This window comes from Serratia nematodiphila DZ0503SBS1, assembly GCF_000738675.1.
Taxonomy (GTDB): Bacteria; Pseudomonadota; Gammaproteobacteria; order Enterobacterales; family Enterobacteriaceae; genus Serratia; species Serratia nematodiphila.
Genome location: NZ_JPUX01000001.1, coordinates 1,862,737 through 1,885,654, shown reverse-complemented (window position 1 = coordinate 1,885,654; position 22,918 = coordinate 1,862,737). Strand labels below are relative to the sequence as shown.

At 60.8% G+C, this 22,918-nt stretch carries 27 protein-coding genes; 6 read left to right on the top strand and 21 right to left on the bottom strand.

The features are described 5' to 3' along the window. Positions 1–4: 4 nt before the first annotated feature. Both dsbC and xerD read right to left on the bottom strand, forming a co-directional pair. Positions 5–721, bottom strand: coding sequence for a bifunctional protein-disulfide isomerase/oxidoreductase DsbC (dsbC, locus tag JL05_RS08645; RefSeq protein ID WP_033632175.1), 717 nt, complete (start codon positions 719–721; stop codon positions 5–7). A gap of 26 nt (positions 722–747) precedes the next feature. After that, a complete protein-coding gene (gene xerD, locus JL05_RS08640; protein WP_004931685.1) occupies positions 748–1,647 on the bottom strand; it encodes a site-specific tyrosine recombinase XerD in 900 nt (299 codons plus the stop codon). Between the two features lie 106 nt (positions 1,648–1,753). Between xerD and fldB the strand changes: the two genes are divergently transcribed. Further along, positions 1,754–2,272 carry a flavodoxin FldB gene (fldB, locus tag JL05_RS08635; RefSeq protein WP_004931683.1) on the top strand — a complete coding sequence of 173 codons (519 nt, stop codon included), beginning with the start codon at positions 1,754–1,756 and terminating at the stop codon, positions 2,270–2,272. Between the two features lie 34 nt (positions 2,273–2,306). Here fldB and creD read toward each other — a convergent pair whose 3' ends face one another. The 5 genes from creD to sdhE all read right to left on the bottom strand — a co-directional run bounded on the left by creD (position 2,307) and on the right by sdhE (position 6,531). Further along, positions 2,307–3,671 carry a cell envelope integrity protein CreD gene (gene creD, locus JL05_RS08630; protein WP_033632174.1) on the bottom strand — a complete coding sequence of 455 codons (1,365 nt, stop codon included), beginning with the start codon at positions 3,669–3,671 and terminating at the stop codon, positions 2,307–2,309. An 80-nt stretch (positions 3,672–3,751) separates the two neighbouring features. Further along, a complete protein-coding gene (gene creC / locus JL05_RS08625) occupies positions 3,752–5,170 on the bottom strand; it encodes a two-component system sensor histidine kinase CreC (RefSeq protein WP_033632173.1) in 1,419 nt (472 codons plus the stop codon). After that, a complete protein-coding gene (gene creB / locus JL05_RS08620; RefSeq protein WP_033632172.1) occupies positions 5,167–5,862 on the bottom strand; it encodes a two-component system response regulator CreB in 696 nt (231 codons plus the stop codon). The genes creC and creB overlap by 4 nt, the downstream gene beginning before the upstream one ends. Next, positions 5,862–6,284, bottom strand: a complete 423-nt coding sequence (locus tag JL05_RS08615; RefSeq protein WP_033632171.1) for a protein YgfX — start codon at positions 6,282–6,284, stop codon at positions 5,862–5,864. Before JL05_RS08615 ends, creB begins: the two co-directional genes overlap by 1 nt. Next, entirely contained in the window at positions 6,265–6,531 is a 267-nt protein-coding gene (sdhE, locus tag JL05_RS08610; protein ID WP_033632170.1) for an FAD assembly factor SdhE, read from the bottom strand. Before sdhE ends, JL05_RS08615 begins: the two co-directional genes overlap by 20 nt. A gap of 321 nt (positions 6,532–6,852) precedes the next feature. On the opposite strand from sdhE, the gene ygfZ reads away from it, so the two are divergent. Then, the gene (gene ygfZ / locus JL05_RS08605) at positions 6,853–7,845 is read left to right on the top strand and encodes a tRNA-modifying protein YgfZ (protein ID WP_033632169.1); all 993 of its coding nucleotides are present in this window, start codon (positions 6,853–6,855) and stop codon (positions 7,843–7,845) included. Between the two features lie 38 nt (positions 7,846–7,883). Here the strand turns inward: ygfZ and JL05_RS08600 are convergent, their stop codons facing one another. Both JL05_RS08600 and trhA read right to left on the bottom strand, forming a co-directional pair. Further along, a complete protein-coding gene (locus tag JL05_RS08600) occupies positions 7,884–8,381 on the bottom strand; it encodes a DUF2165 family protein (protein ID WP_004931675.1) in 498 nt (165 codons plus the stop codon). A 150-nt stretch (positions 8,382–8,531) separates the two neighbouring features. Next, on the bottom strand, positions 8,532–9,206 hold the full coding sequence (gene trhA, locus JL05_RS08595; RefSeq protein WP_033632168.1) for a PAQR family membrane homeostasis protein TrhA: 675 nt from the start codon (positions 9,204–9,206) through the stop codon (positions 8,532–8,534). Between the two features lie 183 nt (positions 9,207–9,389). Between trhA and JL05_RS08590 the strand changes: the two genes are divergently transcribed. Beyond that, entirely contained in the window at positions 9,390–9,998 is a 609-nt protein-coding gene (locus tag JL05_RS08590; protein WP_033632167.1) for an HD domain-containing protein, read from the top strand. Positions 9,999–10,038: 40 nt separating this feature from the next. On the opposite strand, the gene rbsK is transcribed toward JL05_RS08590, so the two are convergent. The 12 genes from rbsK to JL05_RS08530 all read right to left on the bottom strand — a co-directional run bounded on the left by rbsK (position 10,039) and on the right by JL05_RS08530 (position 20,116). After that, entirely contained in the window at positions 10,039–10,965 is a 927-nt protein-coding gene (rbsK, locus tag JL05_RS08585) for a ribokinase (RefSeq protein WP_015378971.1), read from the bottom strand. After that, positions 10,962–11,870, bottom strand: a complete 909-nt coding sequence (gene alsK, locus JL05_RS08580; protein WP_033632166.1) for an allose kinase — start codon at positions 11,868–11,870, stop codon at positions 10,962–10,964. The genes rbsK and alsK overlap by 4 nt, the downstream gene beginning before the upstream one ends. A 10-nt stretch (positions 11,871–11,880) precedes the next feature. After that, positions 11,881–12,552 (bottom strand): D-allulose 6-phosphate 3-epimerase, encoded by a 672-nt coding sequence (alsE, locus tag JL05_RS08575; RefSeq protein WP_033632165.1) that lies wholly within the window; start codon positions 12,550–12,552, stop codon positions 11,881–11,883. 31 nt (positions 12,553–12,583) lie between these two features. Then, positions 12,584–13,618 (bottom strand): ABC transporter permease, encoded by a 1,035-nt coding sequence (locus tag JL05_RS08570; RefSeq protein ID WP_004931662.1) that lies wholly within the window; start codon positions 13,616–13,618, stop codon positions 12,584–12,586. A gap of 10 nt (positions 13,619–13,628) precedes the next feature. Further along, positions 13,629–14,615, bottom strand: coding sequence for an ABC transporter permease (locus JL05_RS08565; protein ID WP_004931660.1), 987 nt, complete (start codon positions 14,613–14,615; stop codon positions 13,629–13,631). Continuing rightward, on the bottom strand, positions 14,608–16,125 hold the full coding sequence (locus tag JL05_RS08560; protein WP_033632164.1) for a sugar ABC transporter ATP-binding protein: 1,518 nt from the start codon (positions 16,123–16,125) through the stop codon (positions 14,608–14,610). Before JL05_RS08560 ends, JL05_RS08565 begins: the two co-directional genes overlap by 8 nt. A 2-nt stretch (positions 16,126–16,127) precedes the next feature. Then, positions 16,128–17,111: a substrate-binding domain-containing protein gene (locus JL05_RS08555; RefSeq protein ID WP_033632162.1), complete on the bottom strand. Its 984-nt coding sequence runs from the start codon at positions 17,109–17,111 to the stop codon at positions 16,128–16,130. Positions 17,112–17,158: 47 nt separating this feature from the next. After that, positions 17,159–17,977, bottom strand: coding sequence for a DeoR/GlpR family DNA-binding transcription regulator (locus tag JL05_RS08550; protein WP_033632161.1), 819 nt, complete (start codon positions 17,975–17,977; stop codon positions 17,159–17,161). A 381-nt stretch (positions 17,978–18,358) separates the two neighbouring features. Continuing rightward, positions 18,359–18,676, bottom strand: coding sequence for a BrnA antitoxin family protein (locus JL05_RS08545; RefSeq protein WP_004931651.1), 318 nt, complete (start codon positions 18,674–18,676; stop codon positions 18,359–18,361). Then, entirely contained in the window at positions 18,639–18,962 is a 324-nt protein-coding gene (locus JL05_RS24780) for a BrnT family toxin (protein ID WP_072010087.1), read from the bottom strand. Before JL05_RS24780 ends, JL05_RS08545 begins: the two co-directional genes overlap by 38 nt. Before the next feature lie 77 nt (positions 18,963–19,039). Further along, positions 19,040–19,786 (bottom strand): SDR family oxidoreductase, encoded by a 747-nt coding sequence (locus tag JL05_RS08535; RefSeq protein WP_033632159.1) that lies wholly within the window; start codon positions 19,784–19,786, stop codon positions 19,040–19,042. Between the two features lie 96 nt (positions 19,787–19,882). Continuing rightward, positions 19,883–20,116 carry a hypothetical protein gene (locus JL05_RS08530; RefSeq protein WP_033632158.1) on the bottom strand — a complete coding sequence of 78 codons (234 nt, stop codon included), beginning with the start codon at positions 20,114–20,116 and terminating at the stop codon, positions 19,883–19,885. 189 nt (positions 20,117–20,305) lie between these two features. Between JL05_RS08530 and JL05_RS08525 the strand changes: the two genes are divergently transcribed. The 3 genes from JL05_RS08525 to JL05_RS08515 are packed head-to-tail and all read left to right on the top strand — an operon-like array spanning position 20,306 to position 22,915. Next, entirely contained in the window at positions 20,306–20,965 is a 660-nt protein-coding gene (locus JL05_RS08525) for a response regulator (protein ID WP_004931642.1), read from the top strand. 4 nt (positions 20,966–20,969) lie between these two features. Then, on the top strand, positions 20,970–22,376 hold the full coding sequence (locus JL05_RS08520) for an ATP-binding protein (RefSeq protein ID WP_033632157.1): 1,407 nt from the start codon (positions 20,970–20,972) through the stop codon (positions 22,374–22,376). An 11-nt stretch (positions 22,377–22,387) separates the two neighbouring features. Continuing rightward, positions 22,388–22,915, top strand: coding sequence for a GNAT family N-acetyltransferase (locus tag JL05_RS08515; RefSeq protein WP_049240107.1), 528 nt, complete (start codon positions 22,388–22,390; stop codon positions 22,913–22,915). Positions 22,916–22,918: the final 3 nt, after the last annotated feature.

Below are 22,918 nucleotides of genomic sequence, written 5' to 3'. Positions count from 1 at the left end.
GCGATTAACCACCGGCTTTGGTGGCGGCCTGGTGCGCATCCAGCATGGCGGCCATCTCTTTCGGCCCCTGATAGCCCGGGATCATCATGCCGTTTTCCAGGATGATGGCCGGCGTGCCCTGAATGCCGAACTGCACGCCCAGCTCGTAATGCTTGCTGATGTCGGTTTTACAGGTCGCCGGAGAAACGGCGTCGCCCTTCATGGCGGCGTCGAACGCCTTGGCCTTGTCGGCGGTGCACCAGATCGACTGCATGTCTTTTTCAGCCTGGGATGCCAGCCCCTGGCGCGGGAATGCCAGGTAACGCACGGTAATGCCCAGATCGTTGTACTCTTTCATCTGCTGATGCAGCTTGTGACAGTAACCGCAGGTGATGTCGGTGAACACGGTGATCACGTGTTTCTCTTTCGGCGCCTTATAGACGATCATCTGATCTTTCAGCGCGTCCATCTTGCTGCTCAGCAGTTGGTTGGTCACGTTGACCGGCTCTTTGCCGCTGACGTCGAACAGCGGGCCCTGCAGGATGTGCTTGCCGTCTTCGGAGGCGTACAGTACGCCGCTGTCGGTCAGCACGGTTTTCAGGCCGTTGACCGGCGAAGGCTGCACGTCCGCCTGCTGGATGCCCAGGCTGGCGAGCGCTTTTTTGATCGCCACGTCGTCGGCATGAGCGGCGCCGGCCACCGAGGCCACCAGCAGTGAAAGCAGCATTAAACCTTTTTTCATTATTCCAATCCTTTCGAACCCGCCGCTCAGGCGCGCGGGTGATGCTGTTGATGTAGCTGTTTCAGTCGTTCGGTCGCTACATGTGTATAAATTTGCGTGGTCGAGAGATCGCTGTGCCCTAACAACATCTGTACGACACGGAGATCGGCCCCATGGTTCAGCAAATGGGTAGCGAACGCGTGCCGCAACACGTGCGGCGACAGACGCTCGCTGTCGATGCCCGCAAGGATGGCATAGTGTTTGATGCGATGCCAGAACGTCTGTCGGGTCATTTGCTGGCAGCGGGTGCTGGGGAACAGCACATCCAGCGTCTGGCCGTTGACCAGCCATGGGCGGCCGTGCTCCAGATAGTTTTCGATCCAGTAGACCGCCTCTTCGCCCAGCGGCACCAGCCGCTCCTTGTTGCCCTTGCCGATCACCCGCACCACGCCCTGACGCAGGCTGACGTCGCTGATGTTCAGCCCCACCAGCTCGGAAACCCGCAGCCCGGTGGCGTACAACACTTCGAGCATCGCCTTGTCACGCAGCTCCAGCGGCTGATCGACGCAGGGCGCCTGCAGCAATGCATCGACCTGCGCCTCGCTCAGATCCTTCGGCAAGCGCTGCGGCAATTTGGGAGACGCCAGCTGCGCGGTGGGATCGTCGGCGCGCAGCTTTTCGCGGTACAGATATTGAAACAGGCGCCTCATGGCGCTCAACAAACGCGCGGAGCTGGTGGCCTTGTAACCGCCATCCACCCGCTCGGCGAGAAACGCCTGCAGATCCAACGCCTGCGCCTGCAGCAAATCGGTCTTCTGCTGGCCAAGCCAGGCGCCCAGGGCCTGCAAATCCAGCCGATAGGAGGCCAGCGTATTTTCCGCCAGATTGCGCTCAAGCCACAGCGCATCCAGGAATTGTTCAATCAGCGCATTGTCTTGCTGTTGCACGCGGTCCTCTCTTTGTTGCATTTCCACCCGCGCCATTATGCCTTAAGCCGGGGCAAATCAGGTATACTCGCTGCAATTCTCTAAACAGCAACGTAACGGTTTACACATGAAGATTGGTCTGTTTTACGGCTCCAGCACCTGCTACACCGAAATGGCGGCAGAAAAAATCCGTGAGATTCTGGGTGAAGACCTGGTCGACCTGCACAACCTGAAAGACGTCTCGCCCAAGCTGATGGAGGACTATTCCATTCTGATCCTCGGCATCCCGACCTGGGATTTCGGCGAACTGCAGGAAGACTGGGAAGCGATCTGGCCGCAGCTGGCGGCGCTGGATCTGAAAGGCAAGATCGTCGCCATGTACGGCATGGGCGATCAACTCGGTTACGGTGAGTGGTTCCTCGACGCGCTGGGCATGCTACACGATCACATCGCGCCGCTGGGCGTACAGTTCATCGGCTTCTGGCCCACTGAGGGTTTCGAGTTCACCAGCCCCAAACCGCTGAGCGCCGACGGCAAACACTTCGTCGGCCTGGCGCTCGATGAGGTCAACCAATACGATCTGAGCGAAGAGCGCCTGCAGCAATGGTGCGAACAGATCCTGTTGGAGATGGAGCCGCTGCTGTAGCCGCTATCGGGCGCGTAGCGCCCGATTTCCCTCACTATTTCCACAGCCGGAAGCGTGGCTCGTCTTCCCCGGCCGGCGTTTCCTTGGTCAAACGCGCCGGTTCGGCCACCTGATACCAGTCCAGCTTGCGCGTCAACAGCATAATGCCCGCCAGAATGGCGAACAGCAGCCCAGCCCCCAGCACCAACGCATTGTCCTCCGACTGCAACAGCAAATAGAGCACGCCGTACAACAGCAATAGGCTCGCGGCGAACAGCGTACTGCGCAGCTTGCCGCGCAGTACGGCGCACAGATAGAAGCCGATCAGGCCGCTGCAGGCGATGCTGGCCGCCAGGTAAGCGAGAGCGAATCCCAGGTGTTCGGAGAAAGCCAGCAGAATCAGGTAGAACAACACCAGCGCCGCGCCGACCAGCAGGTACTGAATCGGATGCACCCGCAGCCCGGTCAGGGTTTCGAACAGGAAAAACGCCATAAACGTTAGCCCGATAAACAACAGCGCGTATTTGACCGCGCGCTCGGTCAGCTGATAGTGATCGACCGGTTCGACCAGGCTGGCGCTGAAGGCCGGCAGTTTGTCCTCGTCGATAATGCCATCGTCGTAATGGAACGCACTGTTGATGTTGTTGGCGAACCAGGTGCTGCGCCAGCGAGCGCTAAACCCTTGCTCCGTCACCTTACGTTCATCCGGCAGGAAGTTGCCGAGGAAATTCGGGTGTGGCCAGTTGCTTTGCAGTTGCAGCTCGCTGCTGCGCCCCAGCGGCACCAGCGACAGGCTGCTGGTGCCCGCCAGCGTCAGGGTAAAGTCGGCGTTCAGCCCCTCTTTTTGTTGCAGAGCCGCCAGCGTCAGCGGTGCGTGGATCCCCTGACGCAACAAACCCACGCCGGTGCCCGGTTCAAACGCCACCGGCTGCGGTGTTGCCAGCGGGGAAATGCGCTTGATGCCGCGAGAGTCGCTCAGCGCCACCAGCAGGAACGGCTGGCCGACGGTCACGTTGGCGCGTTGCAAATCCGACAGCTCCGGCTGGCCGAAACGCACCTTGAAGTTTAGCGGCCCCTGGTAAACCTGTGTCTGATAAATGCCCAGCTTGCGCACCTCCACATTCGGCGCGCCCTGTACCTGAAGCGACTCCGGCAGCACATAGCGGTAATGCTGCACTCGCTGCACCACCGTTTGCCCTTTCTCGTCTTTCTTCTCTTCTTGTTCGACGTAGGGAATGACAATCAACGGACCGAGTATGCGCTGAGCCCCGCTGGTGCTTTCGCTCACCTGCCCGACCACGCTTTGCCGATAGCCGCTGCGTTCGTCGATCACGCTCATCAGTTGGGTGATGGGGATCAACATCACCACCATCAATCCCAGCAGCGTGGTTATTTTCCAGAAAAGTACCGATTTCATCATGCTCACTCCTCGTAGGTAATGAGGCCACGATAAAACCCGCTGGTGAAATCAGAATGTGGTTATGTGAAGGGAAGGTGAAGTCACAGCGATAAAATGAAAGTCGCTTCCACCCCGTGCGGCCGGCGGTTGCGCAGGTGAATGCCGCCATGATGCAGACGCGCGACCTCCTGCACGAAGTTCAGGCCCAGCCCGCTGCTTTTCGGCCGTTCGGCGCGCGGCAGCGAATAAAAACGCTCAAACACCTTATCGAGCGCATAGTCCGGAATGCCGCTGCCGTCATCGCAAACGCTGATGCAATAACGCTGTTCCCGCCGTTCGCCTCGCACGCTGACGCAACCGCCCGGCGGGGTAAAGTCGATCGCGTTGTCCAGCAGGTTGGTCAGCGCCTGGCTGATCAGCAACGCATCGCCGTTCAGCGTCACCTCCGCCAACGCCTCCAGTTGCAATCTGACGCCGCGCTGCGTCGCCTGCGCCTCTTTGCCCGCCACCGTCTGGCCGATCAGCGCCGCGATCGCGAGGGGCGCGGTCTCCATTTCTGGCCGGCTCTCCAGCCGCGCCTGCACCAGCAGTTTGTCCACCAGTTGCTGGATACGTGCGCTTTGCTGCTCAATATTGGTGAGAAAGCGCCGGGCGGTCTCCGGCGGTGGCAGCTCCTGCAACAGCTCCGCCGCCCCCCGGATCGCCGCCAGCGGGCTTTTCAGCTCATGCGTCAGGGTATGTGCATACTGTTCGATATAAGCTTTGCCTTCCAGCTTCAGACGCATGCTCTCCAACGCCTGCGCCAGCTGCGTCAATTCCCGGCCGCCCACTTTGGGCAACGGCGCGGTTTCCCCTTGCGCCACCCCGTCGGCATAACGCACCAGCCGGCCTATGGAACGGTTGATCCACCAGACGAACGCCGCCCCGATCAGCAGCGCGATCCCCAGCAGCAATGCGCCGGCCCACAAAATGCGCCGTTCGCTGCGTTTGATCACCGGCGCCATGGTGCTGTTGGGCTTGCCCACGGTAAGCACGCCGATAATATGCCCTTGTTCTATCACCGGCGCGGCCACATACATCACCGAACTGTTTTCATCCTGCGGGTCGCTGCGGGTGCTGCGGGCGCCGTATTGGCCGCGCAGCGTCCGATAAACGTCATTCCAGCGGGAATAATCCTGCCCCTGCGCGCGGCCGGCGGAATCGAAGATGACCTTGCCTCGCGCATCGGTAAGATAGACGTGGTATTCGCTGCGATCCTTGCGGATGCCGGAGATATTGGCGCCGATCGGCCGCTGGTTCAGCTGCGTAAACGCCTGCGCCAGTTGGCCATGCGCCGCATCGCCGCGCTGCATGTCCTGACGGGCGATCTGCGCCAGCAGATTGGCGGTATCCACCAGCGTGCCTTCGGTGGCGCGCCGCACGCCGGGCTTCACTTCCTGGACGAAAATGCTCAGCACGAAGTACCCGGCCACCGCCACAATCAGGAAATATCCCAGCAGCAGGCGCAGGCCAATTTTCATGGCTGGCGGCTCACGCTGTAGCCCAATCCGCGGTGGGTGTGGATCGGCGGCTCACCGGGTTCAACCGCACGCAGCTTGGCGCGCAGGGTTTTTATGTGGGTATCGACGGTGCGCTCCAGGCTTTCTTCCGCCTGCGCCCAAACGCTTTCCATCAGTTGCTGCCGCGAGAACACCCGTCCAGGCGCCAACAACAGTGTCTTCAGCAACAGGTATTCATAACGGGTCAGCGGCAGCGGCCGCTGATGGTAGGAGATGGTGGCCGCATCTTCGTCGAGGACGAAAGCGCCGAAATGGTAGCGCGCGCTCTGTTGCAGGCGCTGCTGCTTATGCAGGCGGCGCAAAATGGTGCGCACCCGTGCGCTGACCTCGCGCGGGGAGAACGGCTTGGCGACATAGTCGTCGGCGCCGATCTCCAGCCCGATCAGGCGATCCACTTCATCACTGCGGGCGGTAAGAAACAGAATCGGCAGGTCGGCCGCCTGAGCCAGCAGGCGGCGACACAATTCAAAGCCGTTGATATCCGGCAAACCAACATCGAGGATAGCGAGCGCGGGCGCCCCCTGCGCCAGTGCCTGCAACGCCGGCTCCGCGCGTTCGAACCAACGTACCTCGAAGCCTTCGCTCTCCAGCGTGTAAACCAGCGTATCGGCAATGCTGGGTTCATCCTCCACCAACCAGAGTACGGGTTTCATCAGGATTCCTCGCCGTCACCCGCCGGCGGATACAGCAACAGCTGCCGCAGGTGGCGCCATTCCTCTTTGCTCATGCAGTCGGAAGCCAGCCACAGCCGGCGGCGCTTTTTGCCTTCCATCGGCTGCAGCGTCAACAGCATGCCGTAACCCGGCATCCACGGTTTTTTCGCCAGTCGCCACTCGCGGCCGTGCCAGCTGAAACGCCGATCCGCCAGCAGCCGCAGCTCGCCCTGCACCGCGGCGATGCGCTTCTGGCTGCGAATGCACTGAAACACCACCAGCGTCAGCAGCACCAGCCAGAGCGGGCCAAAGCCTTCCGGCCAGGGCGAAATCAGGATCAGCAGGATCAGAACGCCGTGGGTTAACAGTGAAAACAGCTGGGTGCGCCAGGAAATGCGGATATCACATCGCCACTGGGCCACGGTCTTTATTTCGCGTTTGGATCAGGGTCACCATTCTCTGCAGCTCGCCGTCCTGCGGCGCGCCATGATTCATCAGCCAGTTGAACAAATCGGGATCGTCGCACTCCAGCAGGCGGATAAACAGCGCCTTGTCCGCGTCATTCAGGCTGTCGTATTCGAATTCGAAGAACGGCATGATGGAAATGTCCAGCTCGCGCATGCCACGGCGGCAAGCCCAGTGAATACGTGCTTTGTTGTTAATATCCATGTTGTTATGACTCACCTCTTTTCAGCGCGGCAGCGCCAGCGCAGGGTTCAAATGACACACTGTATGGCAACGCCGTCGCAATATAATTCCATCAGCCGGGGGGGCTGTGTGCAAGGGTGCCCTGGCCACAAGTCTATAGAGTAACAATTTGACATACACGCCGGGAAGGCGCTTTGTGGCGGAAAACGCAATAAAGCGCAAAATGCCAAAAAAAGCGCCCCCCGGCGCCGCGGCGCGAATAACAGTTTGCAAAGCCCGCCGCCTCTTTTACCATGGGTCCAATACCCTTCAGGTAAGCTAAACGTTGAGCAGGAACTTACTATGGCGCATAACATTCCATTCCCACCCCGTCAGCCCTCCGCTTCCACCCATCTGCCCCTGACGCTGATCTCGCTGGAAGATTGGGCGCTGGTGACGCTGAACGGGCCGGACACGGTGAAATATCTCCAGGGCCAGGTGACGGCGGACATCGACGCGCTGGCGGCCGATCAACACGTGCTGTGCGCCCACTGCGACGCCAAGGGCAAAATGTGGAGCAACCTGCGTCTGTTCCACCGCGGCGAAGGCTTCGCCTATCTGGAACGCCGCAGCGTGCTGGACAGCCAACTGGCGGAAATCAAAAAATATGCGGTGTTCTCCAAAGTCACCATCGCCGCCGATAATGACGCGGTATTGCTGGGCGTCGCCGGTTTCCAGGCGCGCGCCGCGCTGGCGGGCCTGTTCGCCACGCTGCCGAGCGCTGAGCACCCGGTGGTGCAGGACGGCGAGACCACGATTCTGCACTTCAATGCGCCGGCAGAACGTTTTCTGCTGGTGACCCGCCCCGCCGTGGCCGAACAGCTGATCGGCAAACTGCATGACCAGGCGGAACGGAATGACAGCAACCAGTGGCTGGCGCTGGAGATCGAAGCCGGTTATCCGGTTATCGACGCCGCCAACAGCGCGCAGCTGATCCCGCAGGCCACCAACCTCCAGGCGCTGGAAGGCATCAGTTTCAGCAAGGGCTGCTATACCGGTCAGGAGATGGTGGCACGCGCCAAGTTCCGCGGCGCCAACAAACGTGCGCTCTACTGGCTGGAAGGTAAAGCGGCCCGCGCCCCGCAGGCGGCGGAAGATCTGGAGCTGCAGCTGGGGGAAAACTGGCGTCGCACCGGCACCGTACTGGCGTCGAGTCAGTTAGCCGACGGTACGCTGTGGGTGCAGGTGGTGATGAACAACGATCTGGATGCCGACAGCAAGCTGCGGGTGCGCGACGATGCCGCCAGCCAGCTGACGATCAAACCTTTGCCCTACTCGCTGGCCGAAGAGAAATAATCCGTCGGCCGCAGGCCCCCTGCCTGCGGCCATCTTCGTTACTCGTCCAACTCCCCGTCGCGCTGCACCAGATAGATCAGCACCAAGATGATGGTGACGAAGAAGCGAAACGCGCTCGGCACGCCGTTCCATTGCTGCGACATCCACATGCCGAACCACTCCCCCCCAATCGACATAAAACCGACCTGCCAGGTAAGGAAGCCCAGCGTCAGCCCCGCTACCGCCCATTTTTTTCGGCCGTTGAAAGCGTTGGCGGGCAGTTTCAGGCCGCCCAGCAGGCGCAGGCCACCAATCCAGCACAGCAGCGCGGTCAGACTCTCCAACGCAATGATGAAAATATAACCGGCGTGATGCAGCCACGGCGTCTGTATCGAGCGGTAGCCGATGGTGGCGTCGGGGAAAAGGGTATCCATCATAAAGACGTGGCGCACGAAGGCGAAATTGGAGCCGTAGTCAGTGAGGTTACCGAAGGCCACCAGCGAAGCGAACAAGGCGATAGCGCAGACCAGCAGCGCTTTGGATAAGCGAACGATCATCTTGATGAGTCCTGAACAGAAGTGAGAGAAACGGTATGCGGGCTCAGAAATGAAAGACAGGGCTTGCTGGATACCCGAAAGAAGCAAGCGCCTCTTTTTTAAAACAAAAGAGGCGCCTGTTCAATACGCATTCAGATGTAGCGGCAACGCTTAGACGTACAGGTAGATCGCCATGAAGTGGCAGGCGCTGCCGCCGAGCACGAAGCCGTGCCAGATGGCGTGGCCAAAGCGAATACGCTTGGAGGCATAGAAAATCACGCCCAGGGTATAGACCACCCCGCCGATCGCCAGCAGCGTGACGCCGCCGGCCTCCAGCCGCGTGACCAGCTGATAAATCACGATCAGCGACAGCCAGCCCATCGTCAGGTAGGTCACCAACGACAGGGCTTCAAAACGGTGGGCGAAGGCCAGCTTGAACAGCACGCCGAGCAGCGCCAACCCCCAGATTACCGCCATCAGGCCCTTCGCCAGCGGCGAATCCAGCCCCACCAGCAAAAACGGCGTGTAAGTGCCGGCAATCAGGAGATAAATGGCGCAGTGATCGAACTTTTTCAGCCAATGCTTGGCCTTCTGATGCGGGATCGCATGGTACAGCGTGGAAGCGAGAAACAGCAGGATCATGCTGCCGCCGTACAGGCTGTAACTGGTGATGGCCGTCGCATCGGCGCCGGTATTCACCGCCTGCACCAACAGCAACACCAGGCCGACGATGCCGAACACCAGCCCGATGCCGTGGCTGATGCTGTTGGCGATCTCTTCCGCCCACGGATAAGCCGCGGCGACAATCTTATTGCTCCCGGCTTTCACTACGTCCGTTTTCCCCATAACGCGCAACCCCTCAAAATGCCCTGCTTTGTTCGAAATTAACGCAAAGCAGCTTAACTGAGAATAATTCCAGTGTACACGTGTACGCTAAAATAAAAATGTGAACGCGTGTAACCATCGAAATCCCCCGCCCGCTGGTCTACAATCGTCAGGCTTCAACCCACCCACCTTGAGGTTTACACCATGTCATCCGCTGTACCCGCGTTAGATTTCGGTTCAATGACCCAGGCCATCCAGTTCCTGATGGAAATCGATAAGTTAAAAGGCGTACAACGCCGCACCAAGGTACTGGGCACCCAGCGCCAGGAAAACTCCGCCGAACACAGCTGGCATTTCGCCATCGCCGCCATGAGCCTGGCGCCCTACGCCGGTGATGACGTAGACATTCAGCGCGTGATCCAGATGGCGCTGCTGCATGACATCGTGGAAATCGACGCCGGCGACGTGCTGGTCTACGATCTGGCGGCCCGCGCGGCGATCCACGATCAGGAAGTGGCGGCGGCGCGCCGTCTGTTCGGCATGTTGCCGGAGGCTCAGCGCGAGTATTTCACCGCTTTATGGCAGGAATATGAAGACGGCGAAAGCGCCGATGCGCGCTTTGCCTTGCTGCTGGATCGCACCATGCCGATGCTGATGAATCTGCACAATGAAGGCCAGAGCTGGGTAGAAAACGGCATCAGCCTGGAGCAGGTACTGGCGCGCAATGCGTCGATCGCCGACGTACACCCCGAGCTGTGGCACCATATGGAGCAACATCTGCGGGACGCGCAGCGCAAAGGCTGGTTGAAGTAAGGGAGCCGGGCTGCCGCCTCTGCGCCGCAGCCCGTCAACGTCAAGCGAACGCCTGCTGGCGTTCCAACGCCTCCTCATAACTCGGCATCGATCCCGCCGCCCCGGCGCGTTCCACGCAGACCGCCGCGTAGGCGGCGGCGAAGCGCGCCGCATCGGCTAACGGCACCTGATTCGCCAGCTGCGCCGCCAGAGCGCCGTTAAACGCATCCCCCGCGCCGGTGGTGTCTTTCGGCTGCGCCGGAAACGCCGGGATCAGCTCGCTGTTTTCCCCGTCCGAGAACAACGCCCCCTGCGTGCCCAAGGTCACGATCAGCAAACGAATGCCCTTGGCGTGCAGCACCTGCGCCGCCTGACGCGCCGAAGCCACATCCCGCACCGGCACGCCGGTCAGCAACGTGCATTCGGTGGCGTTGGGCGTCAGCAGATCGACCTGCGCCAGCAGGCTGTCCGGCACCGGCTGAAACGGCGCCGGGTTGAGAATGATGAACGTCCGCGCCTCGCGGGCGATGGCGATCACTTGTTCGATCGCCGGCAGGTTGTTCTCCAGCTGGGTCAACAGAATATCCGCCGCGGCGATCGCCGGGCGGCACTGGCGCACCTCGTCCTCGCTGACCGTCAGGTTGGCGCCGGGATCGACGGCGATCATGTTCTCCGCATCCTCGCCGGCAACGTAGATAAGCGCATTGCCGGTCGGGCAATCGCCGGTCGAGAACAGCGTCACCGCATCGAAGCCGGCGGCAGCGAGATGACGCCGGGCGAAGGTGCCGAAGTCGTCGCGCCCCACCTTGCCGATATAATGCACCCGCGCCCCGGCGCGCAGCGCGGCGGTGGCCTGGTTGGCGCCCTTGCCGCCCGCCCCCATCATACTGTTACGGGCGATCAGCGACTCGCCGGGCTGCGGAAACCGCGCCATGCCGGCGACGATATCCAGGTTGAACGAACCGAACACGCAGACTTTGCCTTTCATTGCTGGTACTCCCTGCTCAATTGGAGGTGGCGCCGGGCGGCCAGACAGGCGCCTTTGCTGCCGGTTTCATCGGTCAGGCGGCTGATGGAGATCGCCAATCCCTGTGCCGGCTGCGGCCCGCGCAGATGACGGCGGATCTCTTGCTCCAGCCGCGCCAACGGAAAACCGCGCATGGCGATCACGCCGCCGCCCAGGATCAGCCGTTGGGGGTCGATCACATTCATTTCGATGGCGATGGTCTGCGCCAATCGTTCAACGAAACGCTGCAAATCCGGATGATCGCCATGGCGTTCGAACAGCCGGTCGAACGGCGTTTGCGCCGCGTTGGCGCGCGCCCAGCCGGTCAGCCAATGGCCGGAGGTCAAACTCTCGACGCAGCCCCGTTTGCCGCACGGGCACTCGCCCAGATGGCCCGGCCAGGGAATGTGCCCCAACTCGCCGGCGGCGCCATGCGCCCCGTGGTAAAAATCGCCGTTCAGCCACAGGCTGTTGCCCATGCCGGTGCCCAGATACAGCCCTACCGCCACCTGCGGCAGCGCCGGCAGCTGCTGCAAGTCCCACCACAACAGATGGTTGACGTCCTTGTCCATTCGCACCGGCAGCGCCAGCAAGTCGGCCAACAGCGCCGCCACCGGCTGGGCATCCAGCGCCGGAATGAACGGCAGCGACAGCACCCGCGAGCGATCGCGGCTGAGGATCCCCGGCAACCCGAGCATCACCTGCGCCACCTGACGATCCTGGCTATGCCCGGCGATCAGGCGGCCCAACGCCGCCAGCGGATCGGCCTGCCGTGCCCAGTCGGCGGTCGCTATCTTGCGGTAAGCGCTAAACTCGCCGTCATCATCCATCAACAGCAGGCGGGTATTGGTGCCGCCGACGTCAACGCCAAGAAAATGCCGCATCATGTCCCCCGCCTCAGGCCGCCTGCCGCATCTGATCCAGCATTTTTTCCCATGCCGCCTCCAGATCCGGATCGAGATTGAACAACCCGGAGCTGCCGACGATCAACACTTCCGCGCCGGCGCCCATCAGATCGCGATAAGTACGCTGGTTGCAGGATCCGTCGATCTCGATCAGATAGCGCAGATTTTGTTGGCTTTTCAGATCGCGCAACTGGCGGATCTTGTCCAGCATTTCGGGAATGAACGGCTGCCCGGCATAGCCCGGATCGACGGTCATGACGGTGACCTTGTCCAGCAGGTGAAGGTAGTGGCGAATAAACTCCACCGGCGTGGCCGGGTTCAGCACCACCCCCACTTTTTTGCCCAGCGCGCGGATTTGATTGATCACGCGGAACGCGTCGCGGTTGATGGTTTCGGCATGCGGGCAGATAAAGTCCGCCCCGGCGCGGGCGATCGGCTCGATAAAATCGGTCGGGTTCTCCACCATCAAATGCACGTCCAGCAACAACGAGGTATGCGGGCGGATCTGTTCGATAAAGAACGGCGACAGCGTGATGTTTTTAACGTAGTGCCCGTCCATGATGTCGATATGCAGCATATCGGCGCGGCGATTCAGCACCGCCAATTGCTGCCGGATATCCATCAGGTTCATGCACATCAGTGAAGGTGAAATCTGGTATTTCATTAGCGTTATCCTGCGCAAAAGGGAAAAGGGATCAGTGGCCCGCCGCGATTCTGGCCTGGGCCGCGCTGCGGCGCATCGCCCGCCGCTGCCGATAGCGATGGCGGAAAAACTTCAGCGCCAGCACCGCGATCAGCACCGCGCCCCACATCGCCAGACTGAAATGCGGGCTGACGTTCATCAGGTTCAAACCGGTCGCGATCACCTGCAGCACGATCAGCGCCAACACCACGCCGCTGACCCGGCCAAAACCGCCGAACGGATCGGTGCCGCCCAGAATGATCGCCAGCACCGTGAGCAGCAGGTAGGAGTCGCCGTAACCCATGCGCGCCGAGTTGAAGCGCGCCATCATCACCAGCCCGGCAATGACGCACAGCAGGCTGGAGAGGGTGTAAATGGCGATCAACACCCGATGGGTATTCACGCCGCTGAAGTGGGTGGCGTTGATGTTGCTGCCGCTCATGTAGATGCATTTGCCGAGCCGGGTTTTCTGCAAGAACAGCGCCAGCAAGGCGGCGACCACCAGGAAAATCCACAGCGGTACCGGCACGCCCAGCACGCGCTCAGCGCCGATAAACCGCACGATCTCCGGCATGCCGCTCAGGGCCGCGCCGCGCGTCAGGTAGATGCCGATGCCGTTGACCGTGGTCATGGTGGCCAGCGTCACCAGAATCGGATGCGCGCCGACGTAAGCCACCAGCGCGCCGGTCGCCGCGCCGATAAGCCCGGCCAACAGCATCGCCGCCGCCAGCGCCAACGCCAGCCACAGCGCCTGCAAACCCAGCCCGGCATCCGCCGGCAGGTAGCTGATGAACAGCCAGGCCATCAGCAGGCTGGTCAGGTTGGCGCTGGCGATAATGCACAGGTTCAGGCCACCGCTGAGGATCGGGATGAACATCGCCAGCGTCAGCAGGCCCAGCTCCGGCAGCTGGAAGGCCACGCTGGTGAAGGTGGCGCCGCTGAAGAAGCGCCCCGGCATCAGCAGGCTAAAGGCCAGCACCACCGCCAGCAGCAATGCCAGCAGACCGACGGCGACCCCGTCCGGACGAAATTTCAGGTTGTTGCCCATCAGGCGCTCCTCAGGCGAAACCGACGTCGGTTTCTTTACGTTTCTTGTAGTGGGTGACGGTGATCGCCGCGACGATCACCAGACCGATCACCACGTTCATGAAGTAGCTGGACACGCCGATCAGGTTGAGGCCGTTTTTCAGCACGCCGATCAGGAAGACGCCCATCAGCGTGCCGACCACGCTGCCCTTGCCGCCGTTCAGGCTGGCGCCGCCCAGCACCGCCGCCGCCAGCACGTCGAGCTCCCCGCCCACCAGCGCGTTGGGCACCACTTCCCCCATGCGATACACCTGCACCAGGCCGCCGATCGCCGCCATCGCGCCCAGATAGCCATAGGCGAACAAATGCAGCAGGCCAACGCGGATGCCGATGCGCCGCGCCGATTCCGCATCCCCGCCCACGGCAAACAGCTGGCGCCCGAGGTGCGTTTTGTTCAGCAGCAGCCAGGTCAACAGCGCCACCGCCAGCATCACCAGCGTCGGCAAACCGAGCTGATAGCTCTGTTCACCCAGCTGGAACGGCAGCACGCTGCGCGGCAGCGTCCACCAGTCCGGCAATGCGTACAGGCTGCGGCCGTTGGTCAGCCACATCAGCATGCCGAACAACAACGCCTGCATGCTGATGGTGACGATGATCGAGACGATGCGCAGGCAGTAGATCAACAGCGCGTTGACCATGCCCAGCGCGGCGCCGATCGCCAACGCCAGCAAAATGCTGCCCGCCGGGCTGGCCAGGCCGTAGTGGGTCGCCAGCGTGGCGATCAGGTACTGCACCACCGAGGCGACTGCGGCGAAGGAGATATCGATGCCACCGGTCACCAGCACCACAAACAGGCCGAGGGCGAATATGCCGCTCACCGCGTAGCTTTCGCTGAGATCGAGCAGGTTTTGCACCGTTAAAAACCGATCGCTAAGCAGTGAAAAGACCATGACCGTCAGCAGCAACACCCAGGCCAGATAGCCTTCGTTGCCGCGCGGTTTCAAACTGAACCTACGCATTGACCGCCTCCGCCAGCTGCTGCTGGCTCACCTGCCCCGGCAGGTATTCGCCGATCACGCTGCCGCCGCTGAAGTGCAGCACCCGATCGCAGTTGTAATACACCTCCGGCACCTCGTCGGAGATCAGCAAAATGGCGATCCCCTCCTGCGCCAGCAGATGGATCAGTTGGTAGATGCTGGCCTTGGCGCCGACGTCGACGCCGACGGTCGGCGAGTCTAGGATCAAGATCCGCGGCTGGGTCAGCACCCACTTGGCCAGCACGATCTTTTGCTGATTGCCGCCGGACAGCGTCGAAACCGCCTGATCCGGATCCGCCACCCGCACGCCGAGCTTGGCGATCCACTCCGCCACGATGCGATTCTTGCGGTAATCGTCGATCAGGCAAAAGCGCCCGCGCAGCTTATCGAGAATGGTCAGCACCGCGTTATCCGCCACCGACTGTTGCTGCACCAGCCCCAGCGTCAGGCGATCCTCCGAGACGTAGCCGATGCCGGCCTTGATCGCGTCCTCATGGCCGCGAAAGCGCACCGGTTTGCTGTCGAGGTAGAGTTTGCCGCTGTCCGGCCGGGTCATGCCGAACAGGCTCAGCGCCAGCTCGGTACGCCCGGAGCCGAGCAGCCCGCACAGACCGAGCACCTCCCCCTGATGCAGGCGGAAGCTCACATCCTGATACTGCCCAGCGCGGCTCAGGCGATCCGCCTCCAGCATCACCCGATCCTTATTCAGGCTGGGCGCTTTCAGGCGATAGTCCAGCTTCAGACCGGTCATCAGCTCGGTCAGACGATCGCCGGTGATCTCCGCCGCCGGCCAGGTACCGACTTTGTTGCCGTCGCGGATCACCGTGACGCGATCCGAGATCTCCAGCACCTCGTCCAGCCGGTGGCTGACGAACACCACGCAGATGCCCTGCGCTTTCAGATAGTCCACCGTGCGCAGCAGTTGGTTGACCTCGGTGCGGGTCAGCGAAGCGGTCGGTTCGTCCATGATCACCAGCCGCGCCTGCGCCACCAGCGCGCGGCAGATCGCCACCTGTTGGCGCTGCGCGATCGGCAGCTCCGCCACCCGTTTGTCGAGATCCAGATTGAAACTCAGCGATTGCAGCTGGCGTTCGGCGGCGCGCCGCAGCCGCGCCGGGCGATGCCAACCCAGCAACCCGCGCAGGTTGTGTTCGAAGGCGATGTTTTCCGCCACCGTCAGGTTGGGAAACAGCGACAGATCCTGATAGATCACCTGAATGCCGAAGGCGCGCGCCTGATCCGGCGACAGCCGGCCGAAGGTTTGTCCATCGAGGGTAATGCGGCTGCCGTCGTCCGGTTGATAGACACCGGCAATCGCCTTGATCAACGTGCTCTTGCCGCAGCCGTTGGTGCCGGCCAGACAGTGCACCTCCCCCGGCATCAGCGCCAATGAAATATCGTTCAGCGCACGCTGCCCGCCAAAGGTCATCGACAGCTGTTGCAGTTCGATAAGCGGCGCGCCCTGCGTTGCCGTATTGCCGGAAATCGCCATGATTACAGCCCCATCTTCACCAGTTTCGGCAGGTTTTGCTTATCCAGGCTTTCGGTGGCGTTGCCGAGAATGGTGTGCTGCTGCGCATCCACCTGCACCTTGCCCATGCCTTCGATGGCCATGCCGTCGGTGATTTTCTCCCCCTTGTGCATCATGTCGGCGATGCGCACGAACACTTCGCCGGCCACCATCGGATTCCAGATGTAACCGCCCTTGATGGCGCCGCGATTGACCAGCGAAGCGCCCTGGCCCGGGCTGAACGGCCCGATGACGCAGATATCGTTGCTTTTGCCGCGGTTGAGCACCGCGCGCCCGGCGCCGATCGGCCCCTGCGAACCGAACGCCAGCACGCCTTTCAGATCGGGATACTTGGCCATCAGATCGTTGGTGGTGCGCACGCTGTCATCCAGCGACTCCCCCACGCCGAACTTGTCGCCCACCAGTTGCATGTTCGGGTAGTGCTGCTTCTGGTAGTTGATGGCCGAGTCCGACCAGGTGATGTGCAGCGGCACCGTCAGGCTGCCGACGTATACCGCGTACTTGCCCTGCTCTTTCATGCAGGCGGCCAGTGCTTTCATGTGGTTGACCCCGTGCTGCGAGGCGTCCACCAGCTCAAAATCCCAGTCGGCGTACTTCTGGCCGGGGGATTCGTGCACAATCACCTTGATGCCCGCTTCCTGCGCGCGCTTGAGCACCGGCTCCAGCACCCGGGCGTCGTTCGGCACCACGCCGATGATGTCCACCTTCTGCGCGATCAGATCCTCGATGGCGCGCACCTGCAGCGCCGGATCCGCCGCCGTCGGCCCGACCATCCAGGCGTCGATGCCGCGTTTGGCGCTCTCACTTTTGATGCCGGCCTCCATGGCGTTGAACCAGGGAATGCCGCCGATCTTCACCACCACGCCCATTTTCAGCTTGTCCGCCGCCTGCGCGGAGACCGACAGCAGCAGCGAGGCAAACAGACCGACCAGTACGGATTTTTTCATTGTTCTCTCTCCACAAGTGTTGGCTGTAATAAGGGTTTTCGTTGTTGTTATCGCGCCGCCCTTTTCGCGGCGGGTGAAACTTCAATCACGTCGACGTTGTTCCAGGCCAGTTCCTGACGAAATTCGTCGTCGCTGAGCCTATCGGTGATCAGCGTGTCTATTTCCCGGTAATGACAAATGCGGGCGAACGAGCGGCGGCCGAACTTGTTGCTGTCCACCAGCAGGAACTTGCGTTCCGACGCCAGCAGCATCTGCTGCTTCAGCCGCGCATGGTGCTCATTGCTCTCGCGGATGCCGCCGTCCTGGCAGATGCCGTGGCAGGAGAAAAACAGCTTGTTGATCACGAACTCCTTCAGCATCTGCTCCGCCAGCACGCCGATAAAATCCTCGTACTTGGCGGAATACTCGCCCCCCAGGCCGATGGTGCGCACATTGGCCTTGCAGGCCAGCGTCTGGATGATGTGCAGCGAGTTGGTCAGCACCACCAGCGAGATATCCGGCAGTTGGCGCGCCAAAAACCAACTGGTGGAACTGCTGTCCAGCAGCAGGCAGTCCCCCGGCGCGATAAATTCCAGCGCGCGTTTGGCAATGCGCGTCTTGTGTTCCGGCGCCTCGTTGCTGCGCTGGCGGAAAGATTCCCCCTGGTCTATCTCGGCGGGCACATAGGTTTTCTCCACCGCCGGCGGCTCGACGAACACCGCGCCACCGTGGCTGCGCAGCAGCAGGCCGCGCCGTTCAAGCAAGGCCAGATCACGCCGCGCCGTCTCGATAGAGATGTGGCACAGCTGCGCCACCTCCTGCACCATCACGCGGCCGCGCTGGCTCAAGACTTCGGTGATAAAGCGATGACGTTCTACAGGCAGCATGTTTCTTTTCTCCTCCACAACGTTGATTACGATATCGATTTGCCGCGCCGCGTTTTGCGCGCGGACGCAAAGCGCATCGCCCTGCGATCGGTCAACGATCGCGATGTGATAGTTGTCAAAAAAATCGGGAAGGAAATGAAATGAATAATTACGAAAGTGTGGAGTAACAGGCAGTTATGATGCGCGTACGCCTAAGGTAAACAGGAGAGAAACGGTAAACGGTCACAATTCCACGCTCCGCAGCATGACCGTTAATGACCGTTTGTGTGGTTTTGACCGAGCGCCGCAATTAGACCGCCGGCGTTGATAACGCATTACCTGAAAAAACAGCAAAAAAAATCCGGTGAGAACCTCACCGGATCGTTAGCCGCCTGGCACACATTATTCCCCGTGTTCATGCTCTTTCAACATCGCCTCACGCAACACGGCGTTCAGGCGTTTCTGATAGCCTTTGCCTGGCCGCTGAAGCCAGGCCAACACATCCGCATCGATGCGGATGGTTTTCGATACTTTCATCGGTTTATAAAAACGCCCCTGAACCGCAGCCTGCCACTTTTCCTCATCCAGTGCCGGCGCATCGGCATAATCGATGTCCTCGTCCGGCAACGCACTCAGTGAAGCAATTTGCGCTTTCTGCTCCTCCGTCAACGGCGGGAGTACGCTATGGGCCAGATTTTTGGCGGAATTTTTGCGCTTCATATCTTCCCCTCTCTTTGGCATCGGCCTTGCGTGCTGAAATGATACGCACGATCTCTACTGTATCGCCTTCGACATCCGTTTCGATCGTCGTATGCGCCACCAGCAACAGCAAGCAGGATCCGGCCATGCCGATCGTTTGCCAACGTTCTTCTCCACCCTCGATCCTTTCCAACACAGCCAAATGGTTGGGATCCAGAAAAAACCGTTGCGCAATCTCAAAACTGACACGGTGTTTGTGCTGGTTACTGTGATTTTTATCCTGATTCCATTCAAAATAAACATACATTTTTGTAACTACATTTTGATTGTTATTTAATCAAAATACCTCGCATCCGGAGGGATGTCAAAACCCTACGGATGCGTTCAACGCCCGCCTGCGGCCTCGATAAAGGTGCCGGTCACGTAAGATGCGGCGTCAGACAGCAACCAGGCGATCGCCTCCGCCACTTCCTGCGGCTGGCCGCCGCGCTGCATCGGCAAACTGTCCTTCACGCGATCCACCCGCCCAGGCTCGCCGCCGCTGGCGTGCATCTCGGTATAGATGAATCCGGGCCGCACGCCGTTGACGCGAATGCCCTGCGCCGCCACTTCCCGCGATAACCCGATGGTCAGCGTATCGACGGCGCCTTTCGAGGCGGCATAGTCGACGTACTCTCCCGGCGCGCCTAAACGAGAAGCGGCGGAAGACACATTGACGATAGCGCCGCCCTGCCCGCCATGACGCTGCGCCATGCGCTTCACCGCCTCGCGGCAACACAGGAAGTAACCGGTAACGTTGGTGCTGAGCACCTGATTGATGCGCTCGGCGGTCAACTGTTCAATGTTCGCCTGCTGGAACAGAATGCCGGCGTTGTTGACCAGCGCGCTGAGCGTGCCCAGCCCGGCATCCAGTGCGCCGAACATTGCCATCACCTGCGCTTCGTCGGCCACGTCAGCCTGCAATGCCAGCGCCTTACCGCCCTGCGTCTCAATCTCCGCCACCACCTGGCGCGCCGCACTTTCGTCACGCAGGTAATTCACGCCCACCGCATAGCCCTGCCGGGCCAGCAGCAAAGCGGTCGCGCGGCCAATTCCCCGGCTTGCGCCGGTTACCAATGCCACTTTCGTCATCGTATTTTTTCTCTGGTTGGCGATATAAAAATAACGGCCTGCGCACAGGCTCCCCGTTTGCCAGTCAGAGTATAGAGCGGCGCTCTAGAAAACGCTTCAGAGCTGAGCCAGGCGACGCAGCAGCTTTTTAATCCGATATTTCGCGCAGCCGGAGGCGTCCGTTACCGCCACCTGATGGCCCCGCTGCAAACCGGAAGCATGCAGGCCTTTGTGAGCAGGGCTGTGCACATCGCCGCGAAACGACAGCATCAACAGAATGAGCAGCATCGCCACGCCTGAATACATCAGCCGCCGCGAGGCGCCCGCGAGCGGGGAACCGTCAGTCTGCATGTTTCGCTCCCTCAGCCATGATTTCGAATGGCAGCAAAATAACTGAAATCCCCCCTCGTTCCCTTAACGCGAGATTAAAGCCAGATTAAGGTTTGCTTAAGAACGTGCAGGCAGCGCAGGTTTCCCCGTTGTCTTCCCGTCAGCGTTATAGTTAGATAAGCGCGACTCAAGGATCTCAGCGGAAATAACGTGAACATACTGTTGGTGGAAGACGACCTGCAATTAGGCAAGGCGCTGTGCCGAGCATTGGAGCTGGCCGGCTTTAATTTGTGCTGGGTGCGCCTGCTCGTCGACGCGGAAAATAAACTTTCATCCGGCGGGTTCGATTTGATGCTGCTGGATCTCACGCTGCCGGACGGTGACGGTTTGCAGAGGCTGATCGCCTGGCGCGCCGCCGGGCAAAATATCCCGATCATCATCCTGACCGCCCGCGACCGCATTGAAAGCCTGGTGAACAGCCTGGATTCCGGCGCGGACGACTTTCTGGCCAAACCCTTTGCGCTGCCCGAACTCATCTCGCGCGTCAAGGCGGTCAACCGGCGCATGGCGGGCTTCGCGTCACAAACCTGGAGCCTCGGCGCGCTGTATCTCGATCCGGTCAACCATCAGGTCATGCTGGATAACGAACTGCTGATGCTGTCGAAAAAAGAGTATCACCTGCTGCACGAACTGATGCGTTGCGCCGGCACCGTGGTGCGCAAAGCGGTGTTGGAACAGCGGCTGTTCGGCCACGGCGACAGCGTGGAAAGCAACTCGCTGGAAGTGCACATGCATAATTTACGGCGCAAGATCGGTAAAGAAAGAATTATTACCGTACGCGGCATTGGTTATTTGCTGAAGAAAGAGTAGCGGAATGATCGGTTTCAAATCCTTCTTTATGCGCACCATTATTTTCCAGGTGCTGGCCATTTTATTATTGTGGGGGCTCCTCGTCGCCTGGGTGAAATATTGGTATTACCCCGACATGGAGAAATATTTCGATAATCAGCAACGCATCGTCGCTGCAGGCATCGCCAATATTCTCGACGAAACCGGCACTGACAATATCGATTACCGCGGCATCATCAAGACCATTGAAGGCATGTACATTGATTCCATCAATAACGGCATGCAGGATGAAATCGACTATCACCCGCTGTTTGTGGTTTACGATCGAGACAACCGGGTGCTTTACAGTTCGCAAACGCAGGGAGAGCCGCTGCGCCTGCCGCCTTCGGTGCTGTCCGGCTCGGTCAATTACGCCGGCGCCAACTGGCATCTCGCCGGCAGCTGGAGCGAGAATCGCCAGTACCGGGCGATCGTCGGCGAATCGTTCAACGATCGCACCACGCTGTTCGGCAACCCGGCGGAGAGCACCGCCGTACCGCTGCTGGGCATTCTGGCGGCCATCATCATCACCTTGCTGTTTACCGCCTATTTCAGCCTGCGGCCGCTGCGCCAGATCGCCCGCACCATTTCCGATCGTCAGCCTGGCAACCTGTCGCCGATCAACGTCAGCGAACAGTATCAGGAAATCCGGCCGGTGGTGATGGAGGTCAACAAACTGATGGCGCGCATCGACGCCGCCAATCAGCGCGAGAAACGATTTATGGCCGACGCCGCGCACGAGCTGCGCACGCCGATCGCCGCCGTGCTGGCGCAGCTGCATTTGCTGACCCAGGTCAACGAGCAGCAGGAGCGCCGGGAAATCATCGGCGACATGCAACAAGGGCTGGATCGGGCGGCGTCGCTGTCGCGCCAGCTGATCAACCTGGCCAAGCTGGAGGCGGAAGATTTTCCGCTGAAGATTGAGGCGGTGGATATCTATGCGGAGATCGGCAAATGCATCGCGCAGCACGTCCCCTATGCGCTGGAAAAAGATGTCGAACTGTCGCTCGACGGCAGCGAGGAGGTGGTGGTGAGTACCGACCGCCATGCGCTGATCGCCATCTTCACCAACCTGCTGGACAATGCGCTCAAGTATGCGCCGCCCGGCAGCCGCATAGAAGCCAATATCCGCTCGCTGGCGCCGCTCGGCTGCTATATTACGTTGCGCGACAACGGCCCCGGGGTGAGCGAAGAGCACCTTCCGCGCCTGTTTGAGCGCTTTTACCGCGTGCCCGGCACGCAACAGACCGGCAGCGGGCTGGGATTGGCCATCGCCCGCAACCTGGCCGACAAAATCGGCGCGCAGCTGCGCGTCACCGAAGGCCTCGACGATCGCGGCATCGGCTTTATCATCGATTTGCCGGAAAGTTACCGGCCACAGATTGAGAGTTAACCACGAGCATGATCGCCCCTGTACTGCTGCAACGGCAGCAACTCGACCGGCTGTGGGATATCGACCGCAGCGAAATTATCGACACCCTGTATCGCCTGCAGGATGGCAAGCTGCACCCCTACCCGGACTACTACGATGTGCGCGGCTGGGATCCGCACGATCGGGAAACCTATACGCCGATCCACGAAGCGTGCTTCGATCGCGGTGGCGCGTTCTTCGCGCTGTTCGAAGGCGAGGAGATCGTGGCAGCGGCGGCGCTGGACACCGAACCGCGTGGCCCGCGGCAAGATCTGCGCCAGCTGCTGTTCTTTTACGTCAGCGCGCACCAACGCGGCCAGGGGTTAGGCAAGCAGCTGTTCCAGCTCTGCCTGCGGCAGGCGGCGCAAGAAGGCGCCGCCGGGCTGTACGTCTCCTCCATTCCCAACAAAAGTACCGTAGACTTCTATCTGGCGCAGGGCTGCCGGCTCATCGAACATCCGGATACCGAATTGTTCGCCCGTGAGCCGGAGGACATTCACCTGGTCTGCCTCTGCCGCTAGCGG

Coding starts and splice junctions, on each gene's coding strand:
- JL05_RS08600 (WP_004931675.1), bottom strand. CDS start 8,381: ATGATCGTTCGCTTATCCAAAGCGCTGCTGGTCTGCGCTATCGCCTTG.
- JL05_RS08570 (WP_004931662.1), bottom strand. CDS start 13,618: ATGGGCAACAACCTGAAATTTCGTCCGGACGGGGTCGCCGTCGGTCTG.
- JL05_RS08545 (WP_004931651.1), bottom strand. CDS start 18,676: ATGAAGCGCAAAAATTCCGCCAAAAATCTGGCCCATAGCGTACTCCCG.
- fldB (WP_004931683.1), top strand. CDS start 1,754: ATGAAGATTGGTCTGTTTTACGGCTCCAGCACCTGCTACACCGAAATG.
- JL05_RS08590 (WP_033632167.1), top strand. CDS start 9,390: ATGTCATCCGCTGTACCCGCGTTAGATTTCGGTTCAATGACCCAGGCC.
- creC (WP_033632173.1), bottom strand. CDS start 5,170: ATGAAAATTGGCCTGCGCCTGCTGCTGGGATATTTCCTGATTGTGGCG.
- JL05_RS08535 (WP_033632159.1), bottom strand. CDS start 19,786: ATGACGAAAGTGGCATTGGTAACCGGCGCAAGCCGGGGAATTGGCCGC.
- creB (WP_033632172.1), bottom strand. CDS start 5,862: ATGAAACCCGTACTCTGGTTGGTGGAGGATGAACCCAGCATTGCCGAT.
- JL05_RS24780 (WP_072010087.1), bottom strand. CDS start 18,962: ATGTATGTTTATTTTGAATGGAATCAGGATAAAAATCACAGTAACCAG.
- JL05_RS08555 (WP_033632162.1), bottom strand. CDS start 17,111: ATGAAAAAATCCGTACTGGTCGGTCTGTTTGCCTCGCTGCTGCTGTCG.
- JL05_RS08530 (WP_033632158.1), bottom strand. CDS start 20,116: ATGCAGACTGACGGTTCCCCGCTCGCGGGCGCCTCGCGGCGGCTGATG.
- alsK (WP_033632166.1), bottom strand. CDS start 11,870: ATGATGCGGCATTTTCTTGGCGTTGACGTCGGCGGCACCAATACCCGC.
- rbsK (WP_015378971.1), bottom strand. CDS start 10,965: ATGAAAGGCAAAGTCTGCGTGTTCGGTTCGTTCAACCTGGATATCGTC.
- creD (WP_033632174.1), bottom strand. CDS start 3,671: ATGATGAAATCGGTACTTTTCTGGAAAATAACCACGCTGCTGGGATTG.
- JL05_RS08560 (WP_033632164.1), bottom strand. CDS start 16,125: ATGGCGATTTCCGGCAATACGGCAACGCAGGGCGCGCCGCTTATCGAA.
- alsE (WP_033632165.1), bottom strand. CDS start 12,552: ATGAAATACCAGATTTCACCTTCACTGATGTGCATGAACCTGATGGAT.
- ygfZ (WP_033632169.1), top strand. CDS start 6,853: ATGGCGCATAACATTCCATTCCCACCCCGTCAGCCCTCCGCTTCCACC.
- sdhE (WP_033632170.1), bottom strand. CDS start 6,531: ATGGATATTAACAACAAAGCACGTATTCACTGGGCTTGCCGCCGTGGC.
- dsbC (WP_033632175.1), bottom strand. CDS start 721: ATGAAAAAAGGTTTAATGCTGCTTTCACTGCTGGTGGCCTCGGTGGCC.
- JL05_RS08565 (WP_004931660.1), bottom strand. CDS start 14,615: ATGCGTAGGTTCAGTTTGAAACCGCGCGGCAACGAAGGCTATCTGGCC.
- trhA (WP_033632168.1), bottom strand. CDS start 9,206: ATGGGGAAAACGGACGTAGTGAAAGCCGGGAGCAATAAGATTGTCGCC.
- JL05_RS08550 (WP_033632161.1), bottom strand. CDS start 17,977: ATGCTGCCTGTAGAACGTCATCGCTTTATCACCGAAGTCTTGAGCCAG.
- JL05_RS08520 (WP_033632157.1), top strand. CDS start 20,970: ATGATCGGTTTCAAATCCTTCTTTATGCGCACCATTATTTTCCAGGTG.